We start from the raw sequence: 22,676 nt of genomic DNA on the forward strand, positions 1-22,676 counted from the left end.
TCACTCAGTGAATGATCGGTATGCCCACGACCCCTCCGCCGACATCTTGACGCTTCCCCGTTTGAAAAGGCGGCGTCCCGCGACGCGCGTCCGTTCCCGGGCATCGACCGGAAGCGCCGACACCCCGGACCTTCTCCCCGGGACGGGACGGAAAAATTCTCCTTTGGAACGATTATTGAATGAATGCTCCGTGAAAACGCCGGGCCGGATGACCGTCCATCGCCTCGGAATCCCGGCGTTCAAGCAACAAACGGACGCATTCATGAAAGGATACGAAGCCCTCGCCATCATTCCCGCCCGGGGCGGCTCCAAGGGCATCCCGCGAAAAAACCTGGCGGATCTTTGCGGCAGGCCCCTGCTGGCCTACTCCATCGAGGCGGCCAGGCGGAGCGCCTGGATCACGCGCGTGGTGGTCTCCACCGACGACCCGGAGATCGCCGAGGCAGCCCGGCGCCACGGAGCGGAAGCGCCCTTCCTCCGGCCCCGCGAGATCTCCGGCGACAAAGCCGCCATCGGCGATGTGGTCCGCCATGTCCTGGACACCCTGCGCCTGCGCGAGGGCTATCGCCCCGACTGCCACTGCCTGCTCTTCCCCACCAGCCCCTTCCGCAGCCCCGAACTGGTGGACGAACTGGTGCGCATGGTGGCCCGGGGCTACCGCAGCGCGATCACGGTCAAGCGCATCGATGTGACCCGGCAGGCCTATTTCGCCGTGGACGAAGACGGCCGTCCGACGCGCGTCCTGGAAAACCGGCTTCTGTCCCCGGGGCGGACCCTGCCCGCCTACCGGCCTTACGGCGTCTGCTCGGCGCACAACAACAGTCCGCACCACAACGGCCGCGAATACCACCTGGAGATCACCGACCCGACCGCCCTCGTGGACATCGACAGCCCCGGCGACCTGGAGCTGGCGCGGCGGGTGATCGAAAACAATCTTTTCAGGTGCCCGCCATGCACATCCTCCTGCCCATAGCCCTGGAACCGACTCAGCGGACCGCCCAGGCCGCCGCTCCCGCGGACCCGGGACCGGTGCTGGAGTTGGCGGAACGGCTGGCCGCGACTCCCGGCTGGCGTCTGCACACCGCCACCAACAACCTGGCCGTACGCAACGGACTGGCTCGTCTGGGTCTCCCGGCGCGCCCCCTGCCTCCCGCGGACGGAACCCCGCATCTGGCCCCCTGCGCCGCGCCGCTGCTGCGCCGGCTCCTGGACGACGGCGCGCTCGGCCCGGAAGAAACCGTCTGCGTCCTGGACCCACGCAACGTCCTGCTCTCTCCGGACACGATCCGGCGGGCCCTGGAACGCCACGCCCAGACCGGCCTGTCCGTGCTCTCGGGCCACGAACCGGCGGACCACCCGGTCCAACTGCGCCTGTTCCACGACATGCTCGATTGCGATCTGCTCTGCCTCGCGGGACGCGCCCCCCGGAATGGAGCCATGCTCACCGGCCGCCCCTTCCCCCTGGACTGGAGCGCCCTGGGCGTCCAGAACCCCGAATCCGGCAGGGTCTACCTGCGCCGGGGACGCCAGACCGAGCCGCTGAAGGAGTTTCCGCCCGCCGGGGGCTGCCCGCCCTTGGGGGTGCTCCTGCTCTGCGAGGGACGGCACAGGGCCCGTCGGCTCCTGGACGCCGAGGACGCCTCCCCCGCCCTGGGCGAGCTGACGGGATTCTCGGCCCTTCGCCCGCCCCACGCCTCGGCGGCCTTCCTGCTCCAAGGCGAGAACGACCGGCGGCCGCGTCTCTTCATCCGCCAGGATCTCCACACGGAACACGCCGTGTGCCTGCTGACCCCCTATACCGAGAACGGCCCGGATTCCCGCCGCGCCCTGGAGTTCCCCCTGGCCGGTGAAGCCTGGGCCGAAATCCTGCGCCTGGGCGGCACGGCCTTCCTCGCCGCCCCCCTGGCCCCGGAGCCCGGCCCGGACGATCTGGGTTTCCTCCTCGCCGTCAGCTCCCTGGGACGGGCCGGAGGACGCGACTTCAGCGAACCACTGGACCGGGCCAACTTCCTCTGGTGTTTCTCCCCCGACGGCCGGGCCATGCTCGACCGCGCGACCGGAGAACCCATCCACGGCCGACAGTGCTTCCCGCCGGTGCTGGCCCTGGACGGCGCGCTCTTCGTGGGTCGTGCCGAAGACTGCCTGGACCTGGAAAACGTCCTGGAGCGGACCCGCTTCCGGCTCCAGCCCCTGGCCGAGCCCGAGAATTTCAAGGTCCGCAACGCCGTGGACGCCCTGCGCATCCCCCTCTTGCGCGACGAACGCCGCCAGACGCGGCGGGAGGCCTGCTCATGAACGCTCTCGCCCTGGCCAGAGCGATGGACGAAAAGCTCGGGGATCTGCGTGAGCGCGCGGTCCGGGAGCACGCCGCCGGATTCGCCGATTCCATGGAACGCTTCCGCAGGGACCGGGCGCTCATGGAGGACGAGTTCCAGCAAGACTACCTGGACCTTTTCAATCTGCTCAAGTTCGCCCAGGCCAAGTCCGGCGGGGCGAGTCCCGACCTTCTGCGCCGCTTGAACCGGGCCTGCGAACTGATGACCCCGCTCTTGCCCCAGCGGCTGGAAGGGGCCTTGGACGAAACCCGGGCCCACCGGTTCCTGGGCCGGGCCTCGACCCTCCTGGAGGCCGGGGACCCTCGCGGGGCACTGGAGGCCCTGCTGCCGGCTGCGGACGCCATTCCCGACAGGATGGACGCGCCCCTGCTGCTCGGCCGCATCCTGGACGCCGACCCCGGCCTGGAGGATCTGGCCCGGGAACGCCTGGCTCCGCGCACCCTGTTCCACGCCGGGCGCATCCGCCACGACTTTCTCGCCCGGTGCGCCGATCTGACTGTCATCGACGGACGCATCCTGGCCGTGGGCTACGACACCCCGACGGTCCATTCCATGGACCCGGACGGCGGGCGGCTCTCGATCCAGGATCTGGGCCTGCGCCAAGCCATCGGCATCTTCCCCGGCCCCGACGGGACGCTCTGGATCTGCGACCGGGGCAATGCCCGCCTCGTGGCCTTGGGGGCCAGCGGCGAGGTTTCAACGCCCCTGGACTTCGCCGCTTCCACGGACCCGTTCCTGCGCGATCGGCTGCCCACCTGGGGCGCCTTCGCCGACGGGGCGCTGCATCTCATCGTCAATCGCCGCGACAACCTGGGGGACGTGGCCCTGGTGCGCCTGCCGCTGTCCGAGGGACTGCGCCGGGCCCAGCCGGTGGACCTTCCCGGACTGCGCTTCCCGCACCAGCTCCAGCCCTGGGGCGGCGGGCTCGCCCTGCGCGACTTCGAGGCCAACGCCCTCCACCGCCTCGGCCCGGACGGAAGCCTCTCCCGGCTCTTCACCGCCGACACCGCATCCCGGGCGTTCCGCTTCTGCCCCTGCGGCGACGACTTCTTCATCATGTACGAAGGCCAGTTCAGGAAATACGGGCCGGACGGCGAGCCCCTGCTCGTCTCCCGCACGGACGCCGAGGGCCGCCCCCACGGCTATCTCCTGGGCTGCCACTGCGCCCTGATCAAGGGACGGGAAACGCTTTTCGTCCTGGACCAGACCCAACGCTGCATCCATGTGTTCCGGGTGGACGCCGAAGCCTGGCGCGAACGCATGCATCCGGCACACCAGTAATCCGGCAAGGAGTACGACCATGCTCAACGACAAGAACATCATCGTCCTCGGCGGCACCGGGTCCTTCGGCCAGAAATTCGTGGAGACGGTGCTCGCCCGCTACACGCCCAGGCGGCTCATCATCTTCAGCCGCGACGAGTACAAGCAGTACAAGATGTCCCAGCGTTTCAACACCTCCGCGCACCCCTGCATCCGCTACTTCATCGGCGACGTGCGCGACCGCGACCGCCTCTACCGCTCCTTCGACGGCATCGACTACGTGGTCCACGCCGCCGCCCTCAAGCACGTCCCGGTGGCCGAGTACAACCCCGAGGAAGCCATCAAGACGAACATCTTCGGGGCCTCGAACATCATCAACGCGGCCATCGACTGCGGGGTCAAGAAGGTCATCGCCCTGAGCACCGACAAGGCCGCCAACCCCATCAACCTCTACGGCGCGACCAAGCTGTGCAGCGACAAGCTGTTCGTGGCCGGAAACAACTACGTGGGCAAAAAGGACACCCGCATGTCCGTGGTCCGCTACGGCAACGTGGTGGGCAGCAGCGGCAGCGTCATCCCCTTCTTTCTCAAGAAACGGGCCGAGGGACGTCTGCCGATCACCGATCTGCGCATGACCCGTTTCTGGATCACCCTGCAGCAGGGCGTGGATTTCGTGCTCTTCTGCCTGGAGAACATGGTCGGCGGCGAACTCTTCGTGCCCAAGATGCCGAGCACCTCCATCGTGGACCTGGCCAAGGCCATCGCCCCGGAGTGCGCCCTGGACGTGATCGGCATCCGCCCCGGCGAGAAGCTCCACGAGGTCATCATCCCCACGGACGAGTCCCACAACGCCCTGGAGTACGACAACCACTTCATCATCAAGCCGACCTTCAACTTCTTCGAGCGCCGCTTCTGCGCCAACGGCTGCCGCCCGGTGCCCGACGGCTTCCAGTACGACTCCCAGAGCAATTCCTGGCACCTCTCCGTGGAGGAGATCCGGGAGATGATCGCCAATCTGCCCCCCGTGGCGGCGTAGGGGACGGTCCGGTGCGCGGCATCGACCACGGCATTCTCCTGGCGGCCCTGGACCCGGACGCCCCCGGCCGCGCGGCCGCCCTCGCGGCGCTCTCCGGCCCGGACGTTCCGGCCGCGACCGACGAGGAGATTCTCGCCTTCCTGGAGAGTGCGCCGGAACAGCCCAGCGCGGCGGCCTTCTGGCGGGAGTTGCGGGACGGCGGCCGAGTCCGCGTCCTGCCCGCTTCGCCGGCGGCCTTCGAGGCGGTCCTGGACCGGGCGGCCCAAGGCCGCGCTGAGGACGTCCGGGCCGCGCGGACGGCCCTGACCCTGGTCGAGGCCGGGATCGACACGCTGCTGACCGCTTGTCCCAAACGCTACCCCGAACTTCCGGGCCTGACGCTGGAACGGCTCCAGCCCGGCTCCGACCCGGTGTCCCGCTATGGACGGCAATGGCTGGACGAGGCCGATCTGGCCGCCGTGACCAGGGCCCTGCGCTCCGACTGGCTGACTACCGGACCGACGGTGGAGCGCTTCGAACGGGCCGTGGCCCGCGTGGCCGGAGCGGCGCACGGCGTGGCCGTTTCCAGCGGCACGGCGGCCCTGCACTGCGCCATGGCCGCCCTGGACATCGGCCCGGGCGACGAGGTGCTGGTCCCGCCCCTGACCTTTTCGGCCACGGCCAACTGCGTGGTCTACCAGGGCGGCACCCCGGTCTTCGCGGACGTGGAGCCCGGAACCCTGCTCCTGGACCCCGAGGCCGTGCGTCGGGCCGTGACCCCGCGCACCCGGGCGATCATCGCCGTGGACTACACGGGCCAACCCTGCGACTACGGCTCCCTGCGCGCCATCACCCGGGAACACGGCCTGGCGCTGGTGGCCGACGCCTGCCATTCCCTCGGGGCCTCGGAAAACGGCCATCCGGCGGGAAGCCTCGCGGACATCACCTGCTTCAGTTTCCATCCGGTGAAGCACATCACCACCGGCGAGGGCGGCATGCTCGTCACCGACGACCCGGCCCTGGCCGAGGCCGCCCGGCGCTTCCGCAATCACGGCATCACCGCGGATTTCCGCCAGCGGGAACGCTCGGCCAGCTTCGCCTACGACATCCCCCGGCTCGGCCGCAACTACCGGCTCCCCGAGTTCAACTGCGCCCTGGGTCTCTCGCAACTGAACAAGCTGCCACTGTTTTTGGCCCGGCGGCGGGAACTGGCCGAGACCTATCGCCAAGCCCTGGCCGGTGTCGCGACCCTCGCCCCCCTGGCACTCCGGCCCGAAGTGGAGCACGCCTACCACCTGTTCGTGGTCCGGGCGCGCACCGAGTCCATCCGCGACAGCCTCTTCGCCGCCCTGCGCGGCAGGGGCGTCGGCGTCAACGTCCACTACATCCCAGTGCATCTTCTTGATTTCTATCGCCGCACCCTGCACACCGGGCCGGGCCTCTGCCCAGAGGCCGAGGCCGCCTTCGAAACGATCCTGACCCTGCCCCTCCATCCGGGAATGCGCCCCGGGGACGCCCGGCGCGTGGCCGGACTAATCATGGAATGCCTGGAGAACGGACAAAAAAACAACGAGCCGAACGCATGAGCGAAACGAATCGAACCCAGTCCGAGCAGGAGGCCCTCTGGGCCGGAAGCTTCGGGGACGACTACATCCAGCGCAACGATCGGAACAACCCGCGCTGGAACTCCGCGGCCTTCTTCGCCCGCATACTATCGCGCACCGGCGGCGTGCGCAGCATCCTGGAGTTCGGCCCCAACGTGGGCTCCAACCTGGACTCCATCCACCGCCTCCTGCCCCAGGTCGAACTGCACGCCGTGGAGATCAACCCCACGGCCGCCGAACGGCTGCGCGGCCTGGGCTTCCTGGCCGAGGTGCACCAGGGCTCGGCCCTGGATTTCCAGCCCGCGCGCGCCTACGACCTGGCCTTCACCAAGGGCGTGCTCATCCACATGAACCCGGACGACCTTCCGGCCATGTACGACGTCATGCACGCCGCCAGTTCGCGCTACATCCTCCTGGCCGAGTACTACAACCCGACGCCTGTGGCCGTGCCCTACCGGGGCCACGGCAATCAGCTCTTCAAGCGCGACTTCGCCGGGGAATTCCTGGACCGTCACCCGGACACGCGGCTGGTGGATTACGGCTTCGCCTACCGCCGCGACAACACCTTCCCCATGGACGACTTCACCTGGTTCCTCCTGGAGAAGGTCGGACGCTGAGAGGAAACGACGCATGGACGCGCGCATGGCCCTGGTGGGACGCGGCCTGAACCGCGACGGATGGGCGCCGGTGCTCCGGCTCCTTCGGGAGCGGAACGTCTCCTGGGGCGTACACGAGGCCCCCGAGTCCCTCACGGAGCCCTGCGATCTGGGCCTGCTCCTGGGGTGTTCACGGCTGCTGCCACCCGAGACCCTGAACCTGGCCCGGCTCGGCTTCGTGGTCCTGCATTCCAGCGACCTGCCCCTGGGACGGGGCTTCGCGCCGATCTACAACACCCTCACCCGGGGCCTGCCCCTGGTGCAGACGCTGCTCTTCGCCGCGAGCGGAGCCGACTCCGGCGACATCCTGGCCAAGGCCCGCTATCCCCTGGACGGCGACGAGACCGAGGAGGAGGTGCGGCGCATCGACGACGCCCTCTCGGTCCTGCTCCTGGAGGCGACCCTGGACGACCTGCTGGCCGGAGCGGCGCGCGGCGTCCCCCAGGACGAGGCCCGGGCCTCCTGGTGGCCCCGGCGGCGCGCCGAGGATTCGCGCCTGGACCCCACACGCAGCGTCGCCGAACTGTTCGATCACCTACGCGCCCTCCCGGCCGAGGCTCCAGCCTTCTTCGAGCACCGGGGACGGCGCTTCGCCCTGCGCCTGGAAGCCCTCGGCCCGGCCCGGGACTTCGACCCCCGCCGGGTCATCCTGGAACGCCACAATGACTGAGTCCGGACACAACGCCCGCGTGGCCATCTTCTGCGACTGCCTGCCCTCCACCGGGATCGGCCACGCCGTCCGCTGTCTCGCCCTGGGCCGGGAGCTGGAGGCCCGGGGAGCGCTGGTGCGCCATGTCCTGGCCGAAGGCTCGGCCACGGAGCCGCACCGCATCGCGGGCGTTGTTCCCGATCTGCTGGCCGCCGCGCCGGACTCCCCGGACCTGGCCGGGATCTTGGATAACTTTCTGCGCCGGACGGAGGCCGATCTTCTCGTGGCGGACTCCTACCTGGCCCGGCCCGCCTTCTACGCCGACCTGGCGGCCGCCCGCCCCACTTTGCCGGTGCTGGCCTTCGACGACCAAGGCGAAAAGGCCGGACTGCCCCTGCTCGGGGTGCTGGCCACGGGGCTCGCCGCCGAGCCGGACCCATTCCCCGGACGATTCGCGCCCTTCAGCGCCGTGGGGCCGGAATTCTTCCCCCTCTCCGAGACCTGCCGCCGCACGTTTGAACGCGCCCCGCGCCATGACGGCCGCCTGGAACGGCTTCTGCTGGTCATGGGCGGCTCGGACCCCGAAGGCCAGACCGTGCGGCTGGCGCGCCTCCTGCGGACCCTGGATAATCTCCCGGAAGTCCACGTGGTGGCGGGCCCCCTGTTCGGCGACACGGCCGAGCTGCGCCGGACCCTGGCGGACGACCCGCGCTTCCGTCTGCACGAGTCCCCGCCCGATCTTCACGCCCTGGCCGCGAGCTGCGACCTGGTCTTCACCGGCGCGGGGATCACCCTCGTGGAGCTTCTCTCCCTGGGAGTGCCCGTCGCCGCCCTGATCTTGGCCGACAACCAGGAACCCGCCGCCCGCGCCCTGGGAAAACGGGAGATGGGCATCGTCCTGGGCCGTTTCGACCAGCTGGACGACGAGGAGCTTCTCGCGGCCGCGCGCCGGGCCATGGCGGACCCGGAACGGCTGGAGCGGTCGGCCGCGAAGGGCCGGGCGCTGATCGACGGGCGGGGAGCGGGGCGGCTGGCCGACAAGATTCTGGAAATCCTGGCCCGCTACCGGGGCGAGACCTTCGCCGCCGACGAGGTGGTCGAGGAATACCGCCGAGCCTCGGCGCATCCCGAACCCTACCGCAAGGCCCTCTGGGGCTCGGCCGAAGGCATGACGAACCGTTTTCTTCTGGCCCTGGAGGCCCTGGGCCCCGGACCGCTCGGCTCCTGGTGCGACGTGGGCTGCGGCACCGGGGACTTCCTCCTGACCGCCGAATCCGCGCGGGAGGTGGAGTCCTGCACGGGCCTGGACCTGAGCCCGGAAATGATCGCCTTCGCCTCGGGCCGCGACTTCCGCACCCGCGACCGCCGTTTTCTCCGGCAGTCCTTCCTGGAACCGGTGCCGGGCGCGCCCTTCGACCTGGTCACCTGCCTGGGTGTGCTCCAGAAGTGCGGCCTGGGTCTGAAGCGGGCCGTGCGCGGCCTGGCCCGCATGGTCCGGCCCGGCGGCCGCGTCCTGGTGAGCACAAAGAATCTCGACTGGAAGGCCTTCGACGCCCCCGGCTTCCTGCCCTACCCCGGCCACCACTGGTTCCGTCCGGCCCAGATCCGGGAGGCCTTCGAGGAGGCCGGACTGCGCCTGGAGTTCCTGCGCGGCATGGACACCCGGACCAAAACGTTCCAGGCCCCGGAAGACTCCCACAACCTGCTCGTGCTGGGCGTCAGGGAGGGCGGCCATGCTTGACGCCCACGTCTACAGCCTGCCCGCCCGGCTGCGCGACCCGGCCGTGGACCTGCCGCCCGGCGACGAGGCCGTGGCCCGCGCCATCCATCGCCACCCCGAAGGGCCCCACGCGCTCTCACTCTCGGCGCCGGAGGCCATCCGGGAATCCATGGACCGCTGCGGCATCCGGCGCAGCGTCCTGGTGAGCTTTCCCTGGAACTGCCCCGGGCTGTGCCGGGAGAACAACGACCATGTGCTCGGGCAGGCGGCCGCCGATCCGCGTTTCCTGGCCGTGTGCTCGGCGCGTCCGGGCCTGCCGGGATGGGAGGAGGAGGTCCGGCGGACCCTGGCCGCGGGCGCGGCGGGCATCAAGATCAACCCGGTCTGGCAACACCTGGAGCTGGACGGGCCCGAGGTTCTCGAACTGGCGGCCCTGGCCGAGGAGGCCGGAACCTTTCTCATGGTCCACGTGGACCACGCCTACCGCCGCTCCCCGGCGTCGCCCGCCCGGCTCTTCGCCTTGGCCGAGCGCAGGCCCGGCCTGCGCATCCTGGCCGCCCACCTGGGCGGGCTGCTGGGCCTCTACGCCCTGCATCCCCCGGTGGCCCGGACCCTGGCCAACGTCTGGTTCGACACCGCCGTCTCCTCCACCCTGGAGATGGTGGGCTTCTGCCACCGCGCCGGGCTGGCCGAGCGCCTCGTCTTCGGCTCGGACTTCCCCTTCAACCACTGCCACGACCAGATCACGGTCCTGGAGGGCCTGCGCCGCCTGGGGCTGCCGCCCGCCGACCTGGAGGCCCTGCTGGAGGGCAACTTCCTGCGACTGGCCCGGATCGCCCCGGAGAAACGGCCATGACCGTGGTCAGCGGCCACCAGCCCGCCTACCTCCCCTGGCTCGGGCTCCTGCACAAGACCAGCCTGTGCGACGTCTTCGTCTTCATGGACGACGTGCAGTTCCTGGACCGCGACTTCATCCACCGCAACCGGGTCATGGCCCCGGACGGCAAGGTTTTCTGGCTCACCGTACCGGTGGCCCGCAAGGAATCCGAATCCCCGCGCATCAAGGACATCAGGATCGCCGAGGGCGGCGGCAGGCCGGACTGGCGCAAGGCCCACTGGCTCACGCTCCAGACATGCTACGGCAAGGCCCCCTTCTTCCGGGAATACGCCCCGTTCTTCCAATGGCTCTACCTGGAGAACCGCTGGGAGCGGCTGGCCGACCTGAACCGGGCCATTTTCGACCAGGCATTGGAATGGTTCGGCCTCTCCCCCCGGGTCGTCACCGGCTCGGAGCAGAACTTCCAGGGCAGGAAATCAGACCTGGTCCTGGAACACGGCCTGCGTTTCGAGGCCGACACCGTGGTCACCGGGGCCATGGGGCGGGACTACATCCGTTGCGGGGACTTCGAGGCCCGAGGCATCCGGGTGGTCTTCCAAGACTACGTCCATCCCGTCTACGACCAGGGCCGGGAGCCCTTCACGTCGCGCCTGTCCTTCGTGGACCTCCTCTTCCGGCGCGGCCCGGAGAGCGCCGCCGTCTGCCTCTCCGGCAACCTCTCGAGGAGCGCGCTATGAACGGGTTCGTCCCGATGGTGGAACTGGAGGGCCGTTGCATCGGCCCAGGCCGGCCGGTCTTCGTCATCGCCGAGATCGGGATCAACCACAACGGCGACCTGGATCTGGCCCGCCGCAGCGTGGACGCGGCGGCCGAGGCCGGGGCGGACTGCGTCAAATTCCAGACGTTCCGGGCCGAGGAATTCATGGCCGACCGGGAGCTGGAATACGAATATCTTTCCGCCGGAACGCCCGTGCGCGAAAAGATGTACGAGATGTTCAAACGCCTGGAGCTGCCCTTCGCCTGGCACCGGACGCTTTTCGAACACGCCCGTTCCAGGGGCCTCGTTCCGCTCACCTCGGTGGCCGACCCGCTCTGCGTCGAGGCCGCCCTGGAGGCCGGAGCCGGAGCCTTCAAGCTGGCCTCCGAGGATCTCATCAACCTGCCCCTGCTGGACTCTGTCGCCGCCCGGGGCCTGCCCCTGATCCTCTCCACCGGCATGGCCGACGAGGAGGAGATCGCCGACGCCCTGGACGTGCTCAGGCGGCGCGGCGCCGATCGGACGATCTTCCTGCACTGCGTCTCGCTCTATCCGACGCGCGACGAGGAGACCAATCTGCGGCGCATGACGGCCCTGGCGCGGGTCACCGGAGCCGTGACCGGCTATTCCGACCACACCCTGGGCTCCGAAGCCTGTCTGGCCGCCGTGGCCCTGGGGGCTTGCGTCCTGGAGAAGCACTTCACCCTGGATCGTTCCCTGCCCGGCCCGGACCACTCCCTGAGCGCCGATCCCCGGGAACTGGCCGACCTCGTGCGCTCGGTGCGCCGCGTGGAGGCCATGCTCGGCGGAGAAAGCCTGGAAATCGCCGCGCGCGAGCGGGAATTCCGGCACGCATTTCGCAGATCGGTGGTCGCGGCGCGCCCCTTGCGGCGCGGGACCGTGCTGACCGCCGATGACCTGACCCTCAAACGTCCCGGTTCCGGTCTTCGGGCCCGGGAAATCCCCCGGCTTCTCGGCCGCGTCCTGGACAGGGATCTGCCCGGGGACGCCCAGATCGCCTGGGGCATGCTGCAAACGGAGCGGAACTCATGAAGGCCCAGACCACGCCCCGCGAAAACTTCCAGAAGCTCATCAACCGTTTCGTGGACCAGCTCGCCTTCGCCCGGAACCCCTCGGAGGAGGCCCCGGCCTTCCCCCAGCACATCCACATCGAGCCGACCAACGCCTGCAACCTGCGCTGCATCCACTGCGTGCAGGACACCATGTCGCGCAAGCGCGGCTTCATGGACATGGAAATCTTCCGCCGGATCATCGACGAGATCGGACCGTTGGGCTGCGCCATCACCCTGGACGTGCAGGGCGAACCCCTGCTCCATCCCCGGGCCCTGGACATGGTGGCCTACGCCAAGGCCGCCGGGTGCCACGTCTCGCTGCTGACCAACGCCACGCTCCTGGACGCGGCCAAATCCGCCCGGCTGATCGAACTGGGCCTGGACCGCGTGGTCTTCTCCTTCGACGCCGTGGACCCCGAGCTGTACGAACGCATCCGCCTGCGCTCCAAGTTCAAGCCCACCCTGGCCAACATCCTGGAGTTCCTGCGCCAAAACGTGGAGGCGGGCTCCCCCACCTTCGTCTGCGCCTCCATCATCCACCAGGAGGCCACGCGCGGGCACCTGGAGGACTACAAGCGCTATTTCACGGAGCTGCCGGTGAACACCATCTTCGTCAGCGAACTGCTCAACATGTCCGGCCACTCCCGCGTCTCCGGCGAAATCGACCTCTCCGGCAAATCCGGCGTGGAGAAGGACGCGCGCCCCATCTGCCGGGTGCCCTGGGAAAACATCACCGTGAACTGGGACGGCCGAGTCTGCTCCTGCCCCTTGGACTTCGAGGTTTCCTGCCCGGTGGGCGACGTCCATTCCCAGTCCCTGAACGAAATTTGGACGAGCGGCGCCTTCCGGGCCTTCCGCCGGGCGCACCTGGACCGCGACTACGCCCGCTTCGAAAAAGACCAGACCCTCTGTTCAGCCTGCAACTGCCTCTGGGATCCGGAATACGACTTGCGGGCCTATGACGGGTTCGTGAAGAAGGCCATCGTGCGCCAAGCCTCGCATTACGCGACCGCCCTGGCCGAAAAGAAGGACGATTCGGGAATGGAGGCCAAGCGCGCCGCGCTCATGGCCCGCATCGAGGAACTCAAGGCCGCGGACTGAGCCGCGACGCATTCCGGAACAAGGAGATCAGCATGTCTGTCCGCACGGTTCTTCTGGTCGACGTGATCCAGTTCCCCAAAAGCGAACTGCTCAAGGTTCTGGGCAAGGACGTCCACGAGGTGTTCTACCACTACCAGATCAAGCCCGAGCCCATCGGGCTGCTCTACGTCGGGGCCGCGCTGAAGAAGGAGCGCCCCGACATCGAGGTCAAGATCCTCGACCTGAACAACCTCTTCTCCCTGGCCATGGAGGACAACTACTTCCAGACCAGGAGCCTCGACGACTTCCTGCGGGAGCAGTTCGAGCCCGTGCTGCGCCGGATGCGGCCCGAGGTCGTCGGCCTGCAGTACCTCTTCAGCGCCAGCAAGGAGTACGTGCTGCATTTGGCCGAGCTGACCAAGAAAATCCTGCCCGAGGCCAAGGTGGTCATCGGCGGCAACGCCGCCACGGCGGTCTCCGACGCGCTCCTCAAGCTCCCCTCGGTGGACTACGTGCTTCTCGGCGAGGGCGAACGTCCCATGGCCCGGCTCGTGAACCACATCGACGCGGGCGGCGACGGCGATCCGGACATCCAGGGCGTGGCGGGGAAGACCGTGCGCAGCACGGAACGCGACCTCCTCGACGACCTCGACGAGATCCCCTTCCCGGACTTCGACCTCCTGCTCATGGACAAGGAGTGGTACTTCAACCAGCTCGGCTGGGGCCGGATCACCTATCCCGACGAATGGGCCGAACCCGGCGCGGTCTACCGCTCGGCGGCCTTCCTCCACTCGCGCGGCTGTCCCTACCAGTGCATCTTCTGCGCCAGCCACGTGGTCCACGGCCGCAAGCTCCGCCAGCGTTCCATAGAGAATGTCCGCGAGGAGCTGACCATGTACAAGGAGAAGTACGGAATCAACCGCGTCCTGGCCAACGACGACACCTTCAACTTCGACAAGGACCGCACCCTGGCCCTCTGCGAGATCATCTCCGGCCTGGGCATGGAGCTGGTCCTGCCCAACAACATCTCCATGCGCGTGCTGGACGACGACATCTGCAAGGCGTTCAAGTCCACCCGCACGAAGTCCCTGCACATCGCCATCGAGAGCGGCAACCAGGAGATCCAGCTCAAGGTCATGAAGAAGAAACTGGACCTGGAGGACATCCGCCGCAAGGTCCACCTGCTGCGCAAGTACAACTTCTGGGTCCGGGCCTACTGGGTTCTCGGCCTTCCCGGCGAGACGCCGAAGACCGTGCGCGACACCATCGAGTACGCCGCGAGCCTGCCCCTGGACTGGAACGTCTTCCACATGGCGACCCCCCTGGTGGGCAGCGAGATGTTCGACATCGCCCAGCGCACGGGCATCATGCGCTACAAGGACGACACGGACATCCACTACGAGAACCTGAGCATGGACGTGCTCGAGCCCTACGGCGTGAGCATCCGCGAGGTCTACGACTACGCCAACATCAGCGTGAACTTCATGGACAACCACAACATGATGAACGGGGAGCTGAACCGCGCGGTCGGAGCCTTCAAGGACGTGTTGCGCTGCTACCCCTTCCACGCCATCGGCTGGCACTGCCTGAAGCAGTGCTACGAGCGGATGGGCGACGCCCAGGGCCTGGCCGAGGCCGAGGCCGGGCTGGACAAGGCCCTGGAGAATCCCGACGGCCGGGCGGCCTTCGACAAGTACGTGACCCGGGGCTTCCGGGTGGAGCTCCAATGACCAGGATCGCGTCCTGCGGCGTCTGCGCCTCCACGGACCATGAGTCCGTCCTGTCCCGGCGCTTCGAGATATCCTTCATGGAGGGGCTGCCGGTCTTCGAATACGCCCGCTGCGAGGACTGCGGCTTCGTCTTCGTCCGCGATCCCCTGGACGAGAAGCGGGCCGAGGCCTACTACAACTCCTCCTTCCGCTGGGGCCACGTCTACGAAACTCCACCTCCGTCGGCGCGGGCCATCTGGGAATCCCAGGCGGCCTTCCTGTCCGGGGCCATACCTCCGGGCGGCCGGGTTCTGGAAATCGGCTCCGGGCCCGGCTACTTCCTGCGGCTCCTGCTCGACACGGGCCTGGCCGGGAAGGCCGTGGGCCACGAGATGTCCCCCCGGGCCCTGGAATACGGCCGGAACGTCCTCGGCCTGGGCATGACGGACGCCGGAACGGTCTCCCTGGAGGAGATCACCGCCGCCGGTCCCTACGACCTCGTGGTTCTGCGGCACGTCCTGGAGCACATCCCGGCCCCGGACCGCTACCTGGCGGGCCTGCTCCCGCTTCTGGGCCGGAGCGGGCGGCTGTTCGTGGAGACGCCCTGCCTGGACGTCCTGGACGCCCGGGCCCAGGCATTTCCGGTCTTCGAACACGTGAACTACTTTTCCCAGGCCCAGATGGCGCATCTGCTCGGCCGTCTCGGGCTGACGCTTCTGGCCGAAGGCCGGGACGTCTACTCCCCGGACTCCGAGAAGCCTTACAGAGTCCTGCGGGCCCTGGCCCAGGCGGGCGGGAGGACGTCGGCCGCTCCGGCCCCCCGGTCCCCCCTGACCGCCCGGGACTTCCAGGAATTCTCCGCCCGCTCCGACGTGCTCGGCGCGGCCGAGAAGGCCGTTCTCGACGCCCTGGCCTCGGACCCCGGCCCGGACACGGTCTACGCCTTTCACGCCGCCTCCAACGAAACCCTGGCCCTGCTGCGGCGCACCGGTCTGGTCGAAAAACGCCCGGTGGCGGCCATCTTCGACAGCAACACCGGCAAGTGGGGGCAGACCATCGAAGGGGTGCCCGTAATGTCGCCGGAGCAGATGAAAGAAATCAGACCGCAACGCATCATCATCGGCTCCAGCGCCTTCCGCCGCGAGATCGGCGAGGGCCTCCGGGCGGCCGGAGTGGAGGAATCCCGAATCCTCGACCCCTGGGAGCCGATCCCATGAACGGGACGTTGAACATGCGGGAAATCCCCCTGCCCGGACCGGACCGGGCCGCCGACTGCCAGGCGTTCTCCATGCGCGCCGTGGGCGGCGTACTGTATTTCGGCACCAGGAACCGGGGCGGGGCGCGCCTCCACCGCCTCGGGCCCGACGGGCGCGTGGAGCCGGTGCTCCGGCTCGACCCCGACAACGTGGACATCTACGGCATCTTCCCCTTCGGCGGACGGCTCCTGCTGGGAACCTACAACGAGAAAGGCGGACAGCTCCTGCGGCTGCATCCCGACGGACGGCTGGAGATGATCTTCGACCGGGGCCTGGACGACCCGGACAACAAGGACATCTGGTCCCTGGCCGAGCACCGCGGGCGGCTCTACTTCGGCACCTGGAACAACCGGAGCGGCGGCAAGATCTACCAGGGCGACGGCGAGTCCTTCCGGCGCGTCTGGGATTCCGGCGATCCGGCCGTGTCCTATGTCCGGGCCTTCGCGGAGCTGGACGGACGGCTCCACGCCTCGCTGGGCAACCGCTGCTCCCCGCCGGTGCTGCTGCATCTGGACGGGGAACGGGTCGAAACCGTGCCCACGCCCATGCTCCCACCCCGAGGCGACGTGTACGTCCTGCGGGCCTTCCGCGACCGGCTCTTCCTCGGCGTGGCCGCCTACCACGCCAACGAGGCCGTAGGCGGGGCCGAGGTCTGGTCCTTCGACGGGCGGAACTTCTCGCCCAGCGCCCTGGGCGGCTTCGGCAATCCGAACAACATCTACATCCTCTCGATCACGGAGTGGAACGGGACGCTGGTCTGCGCCACATACAACTTCAAGGACGGCTGCGAACTCTGGGCCAGCGCCGACGGCGACGCCTGGAAGCCGCTCGTCCGGGGCGGATTCGGCCAGGGTCCGGCCAACGAGAGCGTGGTCTACGGCCTGGAGGTTCTGGACGGCAGGCTCTACGCGGCCACCCGAAACACCCGGGACGGCTGCCGCCTGTACGTCCTGGACTGCGACGAGCGGAGGTGAGCCATGCCCGATCCGACTCTCTTCCGTGAACATCCCGACTACGTGGGCGACGAGCGCGCCGTGGACCTCGTCCTGGACGACCTCTTCCCGGCAGAAATCCTGCGGCCCGCCTTCGAAGGCTGCCTGGCCGGGGCTCCCACCGAGTACCACGAGGCCATCCTGAACCTGCGCGAGAACAACTTCCGCCACCGTACCGAAATCTTCATCAGCAACCTCGGCCTGAACACCGTCCGGCCGCGCCGGGTCATCGACGTGGGCACGGGAATGGCCCACTTCCCGCGCCTGTGCGAGTACTTCGGCCACGACACCCTCTGCACGAGCCTGGAAAGCGAGGACAGCCGTGATTACTACGTCTGCGTCCGCCGCAGGCTTGGTTATCCGGACCCCGTCGACCTGGAGGTCCGGGCCATGGAGCCGCTGCCCGGGGAACTGCGCGACCTCGACGACTGGATTTTCCTGAGCCCGACGTTCAACATGCAACACGGAGAGCGCCACTGGGACACGAGCCGCTTCTGGCCCATCGAGCCCTGGCTCTTCCTCTTCCGCGACCTGGCCACGAGGCTGCGCCCCGGCGGCCGCGTCTATTTCTACGCCGTGCGCTGCGCGGCGGAACACCTGGGCATCCTGCGGCGGGAGTGCTCCGGCCTCTTCGACTTCCTGAAGGCCAAGCCCTGGGACGGAGAAAAGGACTTCGGGGAAATCCTCCTGCGCGCGAAGTGAGGACACATGGAACGCGTTCTGACCGTCATTCCGGCCAAGGGGCACTCCCGGCGGGTGCCCGGCAAGAACAGGGCCCTCCTGGCGGGCAAGCCGCTGGTGATTCACGCCGTGGAGCAGGCCCTGGCCTCCGGGGTCTGCGGCGAAATCTGCGTGGGCACGGACAGCGTGGAGATCGCCGCGCTGGCCCGCGAGGCCGGGGCTTCGGTTCCCTTCCTGCGCACGGACGACGTGGACGACATCACCCCCGTGGGCGTGGCCGCGCTGAACATCCTGCTCCGCTACCGCGAGGAGCTGAACCGCACCTTCGACCTGCTCTGTCTGCTGCTGACCACCTCGCCGCTGCGCTCGGCCGAGGACATCCGGGCCTGCCGCGACGTGCTCCTGTCCCGGCCGGACCTGGACGCCTCCATGAGCTTCGTGCGGGCCGAGAAGCACCCGGCCTGGGCCTGGAAATTCGCCGATGGGGGGCGCATCGAGCCCATGTTCCCGGACCGCTGCGACCTGGGGCGGCACGAGCTGGACCCGGCCTACTACGTGGACGGCGCGGTCTACTGGGCCAGGGTTCCGTTCTTCGAGCAGGCGGGCGGCAACCAGTACGCCGGCCGGGTGGGCGGGCACGTCATGGACCCGGAGCGGGCCGTGGACGTGGACACCCCCCTGGATCTGGCCTTCGCGGAATATCTGCTGACCCGGGAGCGCGGACGGTGAGCCCGCGCCTGGCGGTCGTCGGCCTGGGCCGCATCGGATGCGGCCTGGACATGGGGCCCGGGGGCAACCTCGGACAGACCCACGCCGGAGCCGCGCGCCTCTGTCCGGGCCTGGAACTGGCGGGCGGGGCCGATCCGGACCCCGGACGGCGCGAGGCTTTCCGGCTGGCATTCGGGGTTCCGGCCTTCGCCTCGGCCGAGGAGATGTTCGCTGCGCTGCGGCCGGACATGGCCGCCGTGGCGACTCCTCCCGATCTGCACGCGGACGGGGTTCTGGCCGCCCTGGACGGCGGAGTCCGGGCCGTGGTCTGCGAGAAACCCCTGGAGGCTGATCCGCGCCGCGCCGGAGAACTCGTGCGGCAATGCCGCGAACGCGGCGCGATCCTGGCCGTCGCCCACTGGATGCGCTGGAGCGCGCCCTGGACCGGGGCCGCGCGGATGCTGCGCGAGGGAGGCCTGGGAACCCCGCGCCGGGTCCGCTACCTCTATTCCAAGGGACTTTTCAACAGCGGCACCCACGCCCTGGACATCCTGCGCCTGCTCTTCGGGGAGATCGCGGAGGTCCGGGCCGAGGGCGCGTCCATGCTGGACACCGGCGAACTCAACGTGGACGGCCGGGTCCGGTTCCGGAACGGCTTGGAGGCCGAACTGCGGACCCTGGACTACCGTGAGCACTTCACCACGGAATGCGACATCCTCGGCGGCCTGGGCCGCCTCGTGCTGGGCGACGAGGTCCGCCTCCTCAGACCCGCCGGGCCCGGCGGCCGCCTGGAGCCGATGACGCCGCCCTTCCCGACCGCCGACGCGGAGAGCCCCTTCGTGGCCCTCTACCGCGATCTGGCGCGGATTCTGGAACACGGCGGCGAACCCCGCTGCACGGGCCGCGACGCCCTGGCCGCGCTGCTGACGGCCCGGGCCCTGCTCCGCTCCCTGGAGGAAGGGGGCCGAACCATCATCCCGGAGAGTCCGGACCATGTCTGAACAACTGGCCCTGCTGGGCGGAGAGCCCGTCAGCCGCGAATCCTGGCCCTTCTACAACACCATCGGCTCCGAGGAGAAGGCGGAGGTCATGGACGTCCTCGACAGCGGGGTGCTCTCGGACTACCACGCCACGCCCGGCCCGCGCTTCCTGGGCGGCCCCAAGGTCCGTCTGCTGGAAGAACGCTGGAACGAGGCGTTCGGCGTCCCGCACTCCGTGGCCATGAACTCCGCCACGAGCTGCCTGCACGCGGCCCTGCACGCCTGCGGCGTGGGCCCCGGCGACGAGGTCGTGGCGCCCCAGCTCGGAATGTCCGCCGCCGCCGCGGTGGTGACGGCCCTGGGCGCGCGGCCCGTTTTCGCGGACTGCCGCCCCCGGACCATGCTCCTGGACCCCGCGGACCTCGCCCGGCGCTGCGGCCCGAAGACCAAGGCCTGCATCGTGGTGCATCTGGCCGGGCAACCCGCGCCCATGGACGAGATCATGGCCCTGGCCGCCGAGCGCGGCTTCAAGGTCGTGGAGGACAACGCCCAGGCTCCGGGCGCCCTGTACAGGGGCCGCCCGGCGGGGACCATCGGCCACGTGGGCTGCTTCAGCCTGAACTGCCACAAGATCATCCAGTGCGGCGAGGGCGGCGTGGCCTGCACCCACGACCCGGAACTGGCCCTGCGCCTGCGGCTCTTCCGCAACCACGGCGAGAAATGCGCCACCGCCTATGGCCTGGCGGCCGAAGCCCCCTACGGTCTGAACCTGCGGCTCACCGAACTGTCCGCCGCCGTGGCCGTGCATCAGCTGGGCCGCCTCAAGGAGCTCAACGCCCGCACCGTGCTCATGGCCGAGCGCCTGACCGCCGCCCTGAACCTGCCCGGCATCCTTCCCCCGGAGCGTGTGCCCGACACCACGCACGTCTACTACATCTATCACTGGGAGTACCTGGCCGAGGCCGTGGGAGTTCCGGCGGAACTCTTCGCCCGCGCCGTGCGGGCCGAGGGTTTCCCGGTCCACGCCCACTACGGCTATCTTCTCTCCGACCTGCCGCCCTTCAACGGCGGCCGCGCGCCCGCCCCGGCCCCGCAGTCCCACCCGGACTACCCCGGAGCCAGCCAGGCCATCCGCGACTCCCTCTGGACCATGTTCCTGCGCCCGCACCTCTCCCTGGAGGACGTGGACCTCCTGGCCGAGGCCGTGCGCAAGGTCCACCGCCACCGCGAGGCCCTGCGGAGGTCCGCCGCATGAAGGCCCTCTTCCTGGCCGCCGAACCGGGTGGGGCCACCACCCTGGGCCCCGTGGCCGCCCGCCTGCCGGGCGCGCCGGTCTACGCCAGTTCCCGGGCCGCCCCCGGATTCGCGGAATTCGGGGTCCGGGCCCGGGTCCTGCCCGATCCGTCCGGCCCGGAGGAGGGGATGGACGTGGTGCGGGGCCTGCTGGAGCGCCACCGGCCCGACGTGCTGGTCGGCTCCCTGCTCGGCCCCCCGGAAACCTCCCTGGACCGGGCCGCCGCCCGGGTGCTCTCCGGCCTGCCCACGCGGCACCTGGCCGTCCTGGACAGCTGGATGCACCTGGATCTGCGCTTCGACCGCCGGGACGGCCGGTTCGTCCACCTGCCGGACATCGTGGCCCTGCCCGACGGCTTCGTGTTCCAGGAAATGGTCGACCTCGGCTTTCCCGCCGAACGGCTGGCCGTCACCGGGCACCCGTTCTTCGACGGCATCGTCCCCCACCCCCGTTCCGGCGCGGGCTCGCGCCCCCGGCGCCTGGGCTTCCTGCTCCAGCCCCTGGCCGGGCTCGTGGAGGCGGGCCACGTGCCACACCCCGGCTACACCGAGACCGAGGCCGTGCGGCTCTTCTTCGAGGCCCTGGAACTGGCCGGGGAACAGCTGCCGGAGGTCGAGATTCTCCTGCGTGAGCACCCGCGCCGCGACTCACGCTACGAGATTCCGGCCGCGTTCCGCTCCCGGGTGCGCGTCTCCCGCGAAGGCGGCGGCTGGGAGTTCACCCGCGGCCTGGACGCGGTGGCTGGCATGAGCGGCACCCTGCTCGTGTACTCCTTCCTGGCCGGCCAGCCCACCGTGGTCTGCCAGCCCGGACTGACGCAGACGCCGGACCCGAACGTCCTCACCCGCTTCGGCATGACCCCCAACGCCGACACCGCCGGGCGCCTGGCCCGGGAGCTGACGGCGGCCCTGACCGACCCGGCCTACCAGTTGGACGAGACCGCGCGGAAGGCGCGGGACCGCTTCCCCCTGGACGGCGGCAACTGCGGGCGCATCCTCGCCCTCATGGAGGACGGCCGTGTCCGACGCTGAACGCACCTTGCGGCCCGAGGAAGCGCATCGCCTCTTTCACGAGGCCCTGGCCCGCGAGGAAGCCCGGTACGTGGACCCGGCCACGGGAGCCGTCCGCGCCGGAATGGGCGCGACGCCCGCGGCCTGCGCGGCCTGCGGCGGCCCCCTGAACGAGGCGGGGGGGGGCTACGCCGCCTGCCGGGACTGCGGCACCCTGAACAGCAGCCCCCGTCTGGACCCGGAACTCCTGCCCGAATTGTGGACCGACGACGGGGCGGCGGCCTTCTTCCATCGTCACGTCTACGCCCCCACCGCCGCGCGGCGCATGGGCCTCATGCGCGAACGGGCGGCCGTGCTGGCCGGGCTCCTGCCCACCGGCCGGGTGCTGGAGGCGGGCTGCTCCATCGGCCTCTTCCTGGACGCCCTGACCGAACGGGGATTCCACGCCGAGGGCGTGGAAGTGGTTGAGCACTGCGTGGAGACCTGCCGCGCCAAGGGCCATCGGGTCCAACGCGCGGCCTTCGAGCAGGCCGACCTGGGGGAGGGAGTCTATGACGGGCTGGCGGCCTTCGAGGTTTTGGCCCACCTGGCCGATCCCCGGGCCTTCGCGGACAGGGCGCGGCGCTGCCTGCGGCCGGGCGGAGTGCTGTTCCTGACCACGCCCAACGCGGCGGGACTGGAGTACGACACCATCTGGGAGGGCGGGACCGCCCGGCACGACAACCTCAAGCCGCACGTCTTCCTGCAGATCCTCACCGCCGAGGGCCTGCGCCGCCTCCTCGAAACGGCCGGGTTCGAGGTGCTCCGGCTGGAGACCCCGGGGCGCATGGACGTGGAGAACATCCGCAACACGGCCCTGGGCGAAAGCCGACGCTTCTCCTGCTGCTTCTTCGACGGACTGTTCCTGGACGAGGGCCCCGAGGCGGAAACCGCGCGGGCGGCGTTCCAGAAATTTCTCGCGGACACGGGGCGTTCCGGCCACATGCTGCTGCTCGCCAGGGCCGGTGAGACGCGCCCTCCTGGCCGGTAGGCGCAATTTTTGCTAGCGTTTCGGGGGC

General features: G+C 69.6%; 21 protein-coding genes. All 21 read left to right on the forward strand.

Annotated features, from left to right (window positions below; translation table 11 throughout):
- Window positions 1-262: 262 nt before the first annotated feature.
- The 21 genes from H587_RS20890 to H587_RS0113505 are packed head-to-tail and all read left to right on the forward strand — an operon-like array spanning window position 263 to window position 22,648.
- Window positions 263-973: an acylneuraminate cytidylyltransferase family protein gene (locus H587_RS20890; RefSeq protein ID WP_169432789.1), complete on the forward strand. Its 711-nt coding sequence runs from the start codon at window positions 263-265 to the stop codon at window positions 971-973.
- Complete coding sequence (locus tag H587_RS0113410; RefSeq protein WP_027176689.1) at window positions 952-2,295, forward strand: hypothetical protein; 1,344 nt, start codon at window positions 952-954, stop codon at window positions 2,293-2,295. Before H587_RS20890 ends, H587_RS0113410 begins: the two co-directional genes overlap by 22 nt.
- Window positions 2,292-3,617 carry an NHL repeat-containing protein gene (locus tag H587_RS0113415; protein WP_027176690.1) on the forward strand — a complete coding sequence of 442 codons (1,326 nt, stop codon included), beginning with the start codon at window positions 2,292-2,294 and terminating at the stop codon, window positions 3,615-3,617. The genes H587_RS0113410 and H587_RS0113415 overlap by 4 nt, the downstream gene beginning before the upstream one ends.
- 19 nt (window positions 3,618-3,636) lie before the next feature.
- Complete coding sequence (pseB, locus tag H587_RS0113420) at window positions 3,637-4,632, forward strand: UDP-N-acetylglucosamine 4,6-dehydratase (inverting) (RefSeq protein WP_027176691.1); 996 nt, start codon at window positions 3,637-3,639, stop codon at window positions 4,630-4,632.
- Window positions 4,633-4,643: 11 nt separating this feature from the next.
- The gene (locus H587_RS18725) at window positions 4,644-6,197 is read left to right on the forward strand and encodes a DegT/DnrJ/EryC1/StrS family aminotransferase (protein WP_342662376.1); all 1,554 of its coding nucleotides are present in this window, start codon (window positions 4,644-4,646) and stop codon (window positions 6,195-6,197) included.
- On the forward strand, window positions 6,194-6,832 hold the full coding sequence (locus tag H587_RS0113430) for a pseudaminic acid biosynthesis-associated methylase (protein ID WP_027176692.1): 639 nt from the start codon (window positions 6,194-6,196) through the stop codon (window positions 6,830-6,832). Before H587_RS18725 ends, H587_RS0113430 begins: the two co-directional genes overlap by 4 nt.
- A 13-nt stretch (window positions 6,833-6,845) precedes the next feature.
- Window positions 6,846-7,541 (forward strand): formyltransferase family protein, encoded by a 696-nt coding sequence (locus tag H587_RS0113435; RefSeq protein WP_027176693.1) that lies wholly within the window; start codon window positions 6,846-6,848, stop codon window positions 7,539-7,541.
- On the forward strand, window positions 7,534-9,261 hold the full coding sequence (locus H587_RS0113440) for a methyltransferase domain-containing protein (RefSeq protein WP_027176694.1): 1,728 nt from the start codon (window positions 7,534-7,536) through the stop codon (window positions 9,259-9,261). Before H587_RS0113435 ends, H587_RS0113440 begins: the two co-directional genes overlap by 8 nt.
- Window positions 9,254-10,096, forward strand: coding sequence for an amidohydrolase family protein (locus H587_RS0113445; protein WP_027176695.1), 843 nt, complete (start codon window positions 9,254-9,256; stop codon window positions 10,094-10,096). The genes H587_RS0113440 and H587_RS0113445 overlap by 8 nt, the downstream gene beginning before the upstream one ends.
- On the forward strand, window positions 10,093-10,815 hold the full coding sequence (locus H587_RS18730; protein WP_051202844.1) for a WbqC family protein: 723 nt from the start codon (window positions 10,093-10,095) through the stop codon (window positions 10,813-10,815). Before H587_RS0113445 ends, H587_RS18730 begins: the two co-directional genes overlap by 4 nt.
- Window positions 10,812-11,888 carry an N-acetylneuraminate synthase family protein gene (locus H587_RS0113455; protein WP_051202846.1) on the forward strand — a complete coding sequence of 359 codons (1,077 nt, stop codon included), beginning with the start codon at window positions 10,812-10,814 and terminating at the stop codon, window positions 11,886-11,888. Before H587_RS18730 ends, H587_RS0113455 begins: the two co-directional genes overlap by 4 nt.
- Window positions 11,885-13,009 carry a radical SAM/SPASM domain-containing protein gene (locus H587_RS19825; RefSeq protein WP_051202849.1) on the forward strand — a complete coding sequence of 375 codons (1,125 nt, stop codon included), beginning with the start codon at window positions 11,885-11,887 and terminating at the stop codon, window positions 13,007-13,009. The genes H587_RS0113455 and H587_RS19825 overlap by 4 nt, the downstream gene beginning before the upstream one ends.
- A 32-nt stretch (window positions 13,010-13,041) precedes the next feature.
- The gene (locus H587_RS0113465; RefSeq protein WP_027176697.1) at window positions 13,042-14,718 is read left to right on the forward strand and encodes a B12-binding domain-containing radical SAM protein; all 1,677 of its coding nucleotides are present in this window, start codon (window positions 13,042-13,044) and stop codon (window positions 14,716-14,718) included.
- Window positions 14,715-15,914 carry a class I SAM-dependent methyltransferase gene (locus H587_RS0113470; RefSeq protein WP_027176698.1) on the forward strand — a complete coding sequence of 400 codons (1,200 nt, stop codon included), beginning with the start codon at window positions 14,715-14,717 and terminating at the stop codon, window positions 15,912-15,914. The genes H587_RS0113465 and H587_RS0113470 overlap by 4 nt, the downstream gene beginning before the upstream one ends.
- Window positions 15,911-16,927: a hypothetical protein gene (locus tag H587_RS0113475; protein ID WP_027176699.1), complete on the forward strand. Its 1,017-nt coding sequence runs from the start codon at window positions 15,911-15,913 to the stop codon at window positions 16,925-16,927. The genes H587_RS0113470 and H587_RS0113475 overlap by 4 nt, the downstream gene beginning before the upstream one ends.
- Window positions 16,928-16,930: 3 nt before the next feature.
- Window positions 16,931-17,647: a hypothetical protein gene (locus H587_RS0113480; RefSeq protein WP_027176700.1), complete on the forward strand. Its 717-nt coding sequence runs from the start codon at window positions 16,931-16,933 to the stop codon at window positions 17,645-17,647.
- Window positions 17,648-17,653: 6 nt separating this feature from the next.
- Window positions 17,654-18,355, forward strand: a complete 702-nt coding sequence (locus H587_RS18740; RefSeq protein ID WP_034609432.1) for an acylneuraminate cytidylyltransferase family protein — start codon at window positions 17,654-17,656, stop codon at window positions 18,353-18,355.
- Complete coding sequence (locus H587_RS0113490; protein ID WP_027176701.1) at window positions 18,352-19,335, forward strand: Gfo/Idh/MocA family protein; 984 nt, start codon at window positions 18,352-18,354, stop codon at window positions 19,333-19,335. Before H587_RS18740 ends, H587_RS0113490 begins: the two co-directional genes overlap by 4 nt.
- The gene (locus H587_RS18745) at window positions 19,328-20,569 is read left to right on the forward strand and encodes a DegT/DnrJ/EryC1/StrS family aminotransferase (protein WP_051202851.1); all 1,242 of its coding nucleotides are present in this window, start codon (window positions 19,328-19,330) and stop codon (window positions 20,567-20,569) included. The genes H587_RS0113490 and H587_RS18745 overlap by 8 nt, the downstream gene beginning before the upstream one ends.
- Window positions 20,566-21,639: a hypothetical protein gene (locus H587_RS0113500; protein ID WP_027176702.1), complete on the forward strand. Its 1,074-nt coding sequence runs from the start codon at window positions 20,566-20,568 to the stop codon at window positions 21,637-21,639. The genes H587_RS18745 and H587_RS0113500 overlap by 4 nt, the downstream gene beginning before the upstream one ends.
- Window positions 21,626-22,648 carry a class I SAM-dependent methyltransferase gene (locus H587_RS0113505; RefSeq protein WP_027176703.1) on the forward strand — a complete coding sequence of 341 codons (1,023 nt, stop codon included), beginning with the start codon at window positions 21,626-21,628 and terminating at the stop codon, window positions 22,646-22,648. Before H587_RS0113500 ends, H587_RS0113505 begins: the two co-directional genes overlap by 14 nt.
- Window positions 22,649-22,676: the final 28 nt, after the last annotated feature.

Origin of the sequence: Desulfovibrio aminophilus DSM 12254 (genome assembly GCF_000422565.1) — a bacterium.
In the GTDB taxonomy this organism is placed as follows: Bacteria; Desulfobacterota; Desulfovibrionia; order Desulfovibrionales; family Desulfovibrionaceae; genus Aminidesulfovibrio; species Aminidesulfovibrio aminophilus.

Excerpts from the sequence above, each read along its gene's own strand:
- H587_RS20890 (WP_169432789.1), top strand. The coding sequence starts at position 263 with ATGAAAGGATACGAAGCCCTCGCCATCATTCCCGCCCGGGGCGGCTCC.
- H587_RS0113410 (WP_027176689.1), top strand. The coding sequence starts at position 952 with ATGCACATCCTCCTGCCCATAGCCCTGGAACCGACTCAGCGGACCGCC.
- H587_RS0113415 (WP_027176690.1), top strand. The coding sequence starts at position 2,292 with ATGAACGCTCTCGCCCTGGCCAGAGCGATGGACGAAAAGCTCGGGGAT.
- pseB (WP_027176691.1), top strand. The coding sequence starts at position 3,637 with ATGCTCAACGACAAGAACATCATCGTCCTCGGCGGCACCGGGTCCTTC.
- H587_RS0113430 (WP_027176692.1), top strand. The coding sequence starts at position 6,194 with ATGAGCGAAACGAATCGAACCCAGTCCGAGCAGGAGGCCCTCTGGGCC.
- H587_RS0113435 (WP_027176693.1), top strand. The coding sequence starts at position 6,846 with ATGGACGCGCGCATGGCCCTGGTGGGACGCGGCCTGAACCGCGACGGA.
- H587_RS0113440 (WP_027176694.1), top strand. The coding sequence starts at position 7,534 with ATGACTGAGTCCGGACACAACGCCCGCGTGGCCATCTTCTGCGACTGC.
- H587_RS0113445 (WP_027176695.1), top strand. The coding sequence starts at position 9,254 with ATGCTTGACGCCCACGTCTACAGCCTGCCCGCCCGGCTGCGCGACCCG.
- H587_RS18730 (WP_051202844.1), top strand. The coding sequence starts at position 10,093 with ATGACCGTGGTCAGCGGCCACCAGCCCGCCTACCTCCCCTGGCTCGGG.
- H587_RS0113455 (WP_051202846.1), top strand. The coding sequence starts at position 10,812 with ATGAACGGGTTCGTCCCGATGGTGGAACTGGAGGGCCGTTGCATCGGC.
- H587_RS19825 (WP_051202849.1), top strand. The coding sequence starts at position 11,885 with ATGAAGGCCCAGACCACGCCCCGCGAAAACTTCCAGAAGCTCATCAAC.
- H587_RS0113465 (WP_027176697.1), top strand. The coding sequence starts at position 13,042 with ATGTCTGTCCGCACGGTTCTTCTGGTCGACGTGATCCAGTTCCCCAAA.
- H587_RS0113470 (WP_027176698.1), top strand. The coding sequence starts at position 14,715 with ATGACCAGGATCGCGTCCTGCGGCGTCTGCGCCTCCACGGACCATGAG.
- H587_RS0113475 (WP_027176699.1), top strand. The coding sequence starts at position 15,911 with ATGAACGGGACGTTGAACATGCGGGAAATCCCCCTGCCCGGACCGGAC.
- H587_RS0113480 (WP_027176700.1), top strand. The coding sequence starts at position 16,931 with ATGCCCGATCCGACTCTCTTCCGTGAACATCCCGACTACGTGGGCGAC.
- H587_RS18740 (WP_034609432.1), top strand. The coding sequence starts at position 17,654 with ATGGAACGCGTTCTGACCGTCATTCCGGCCAAGGGGCACTCCCGGCGG.
- H587_RS18745 (WP_051202851.1), top strand. The coding sequence starts at position 19,328 with ATGTCTGAACAACTGGCCCTGCTGGGCGGAGAGCCCGTCAGCCGCGAA.
- H587_RS0113500 (WP_027176702.1), top strand. The coding sequence starts at position 20,566 with ATGAAGGCCCTCTTCCTGGCCGCCGAACCGGGTGGGGCCACCACCCTG.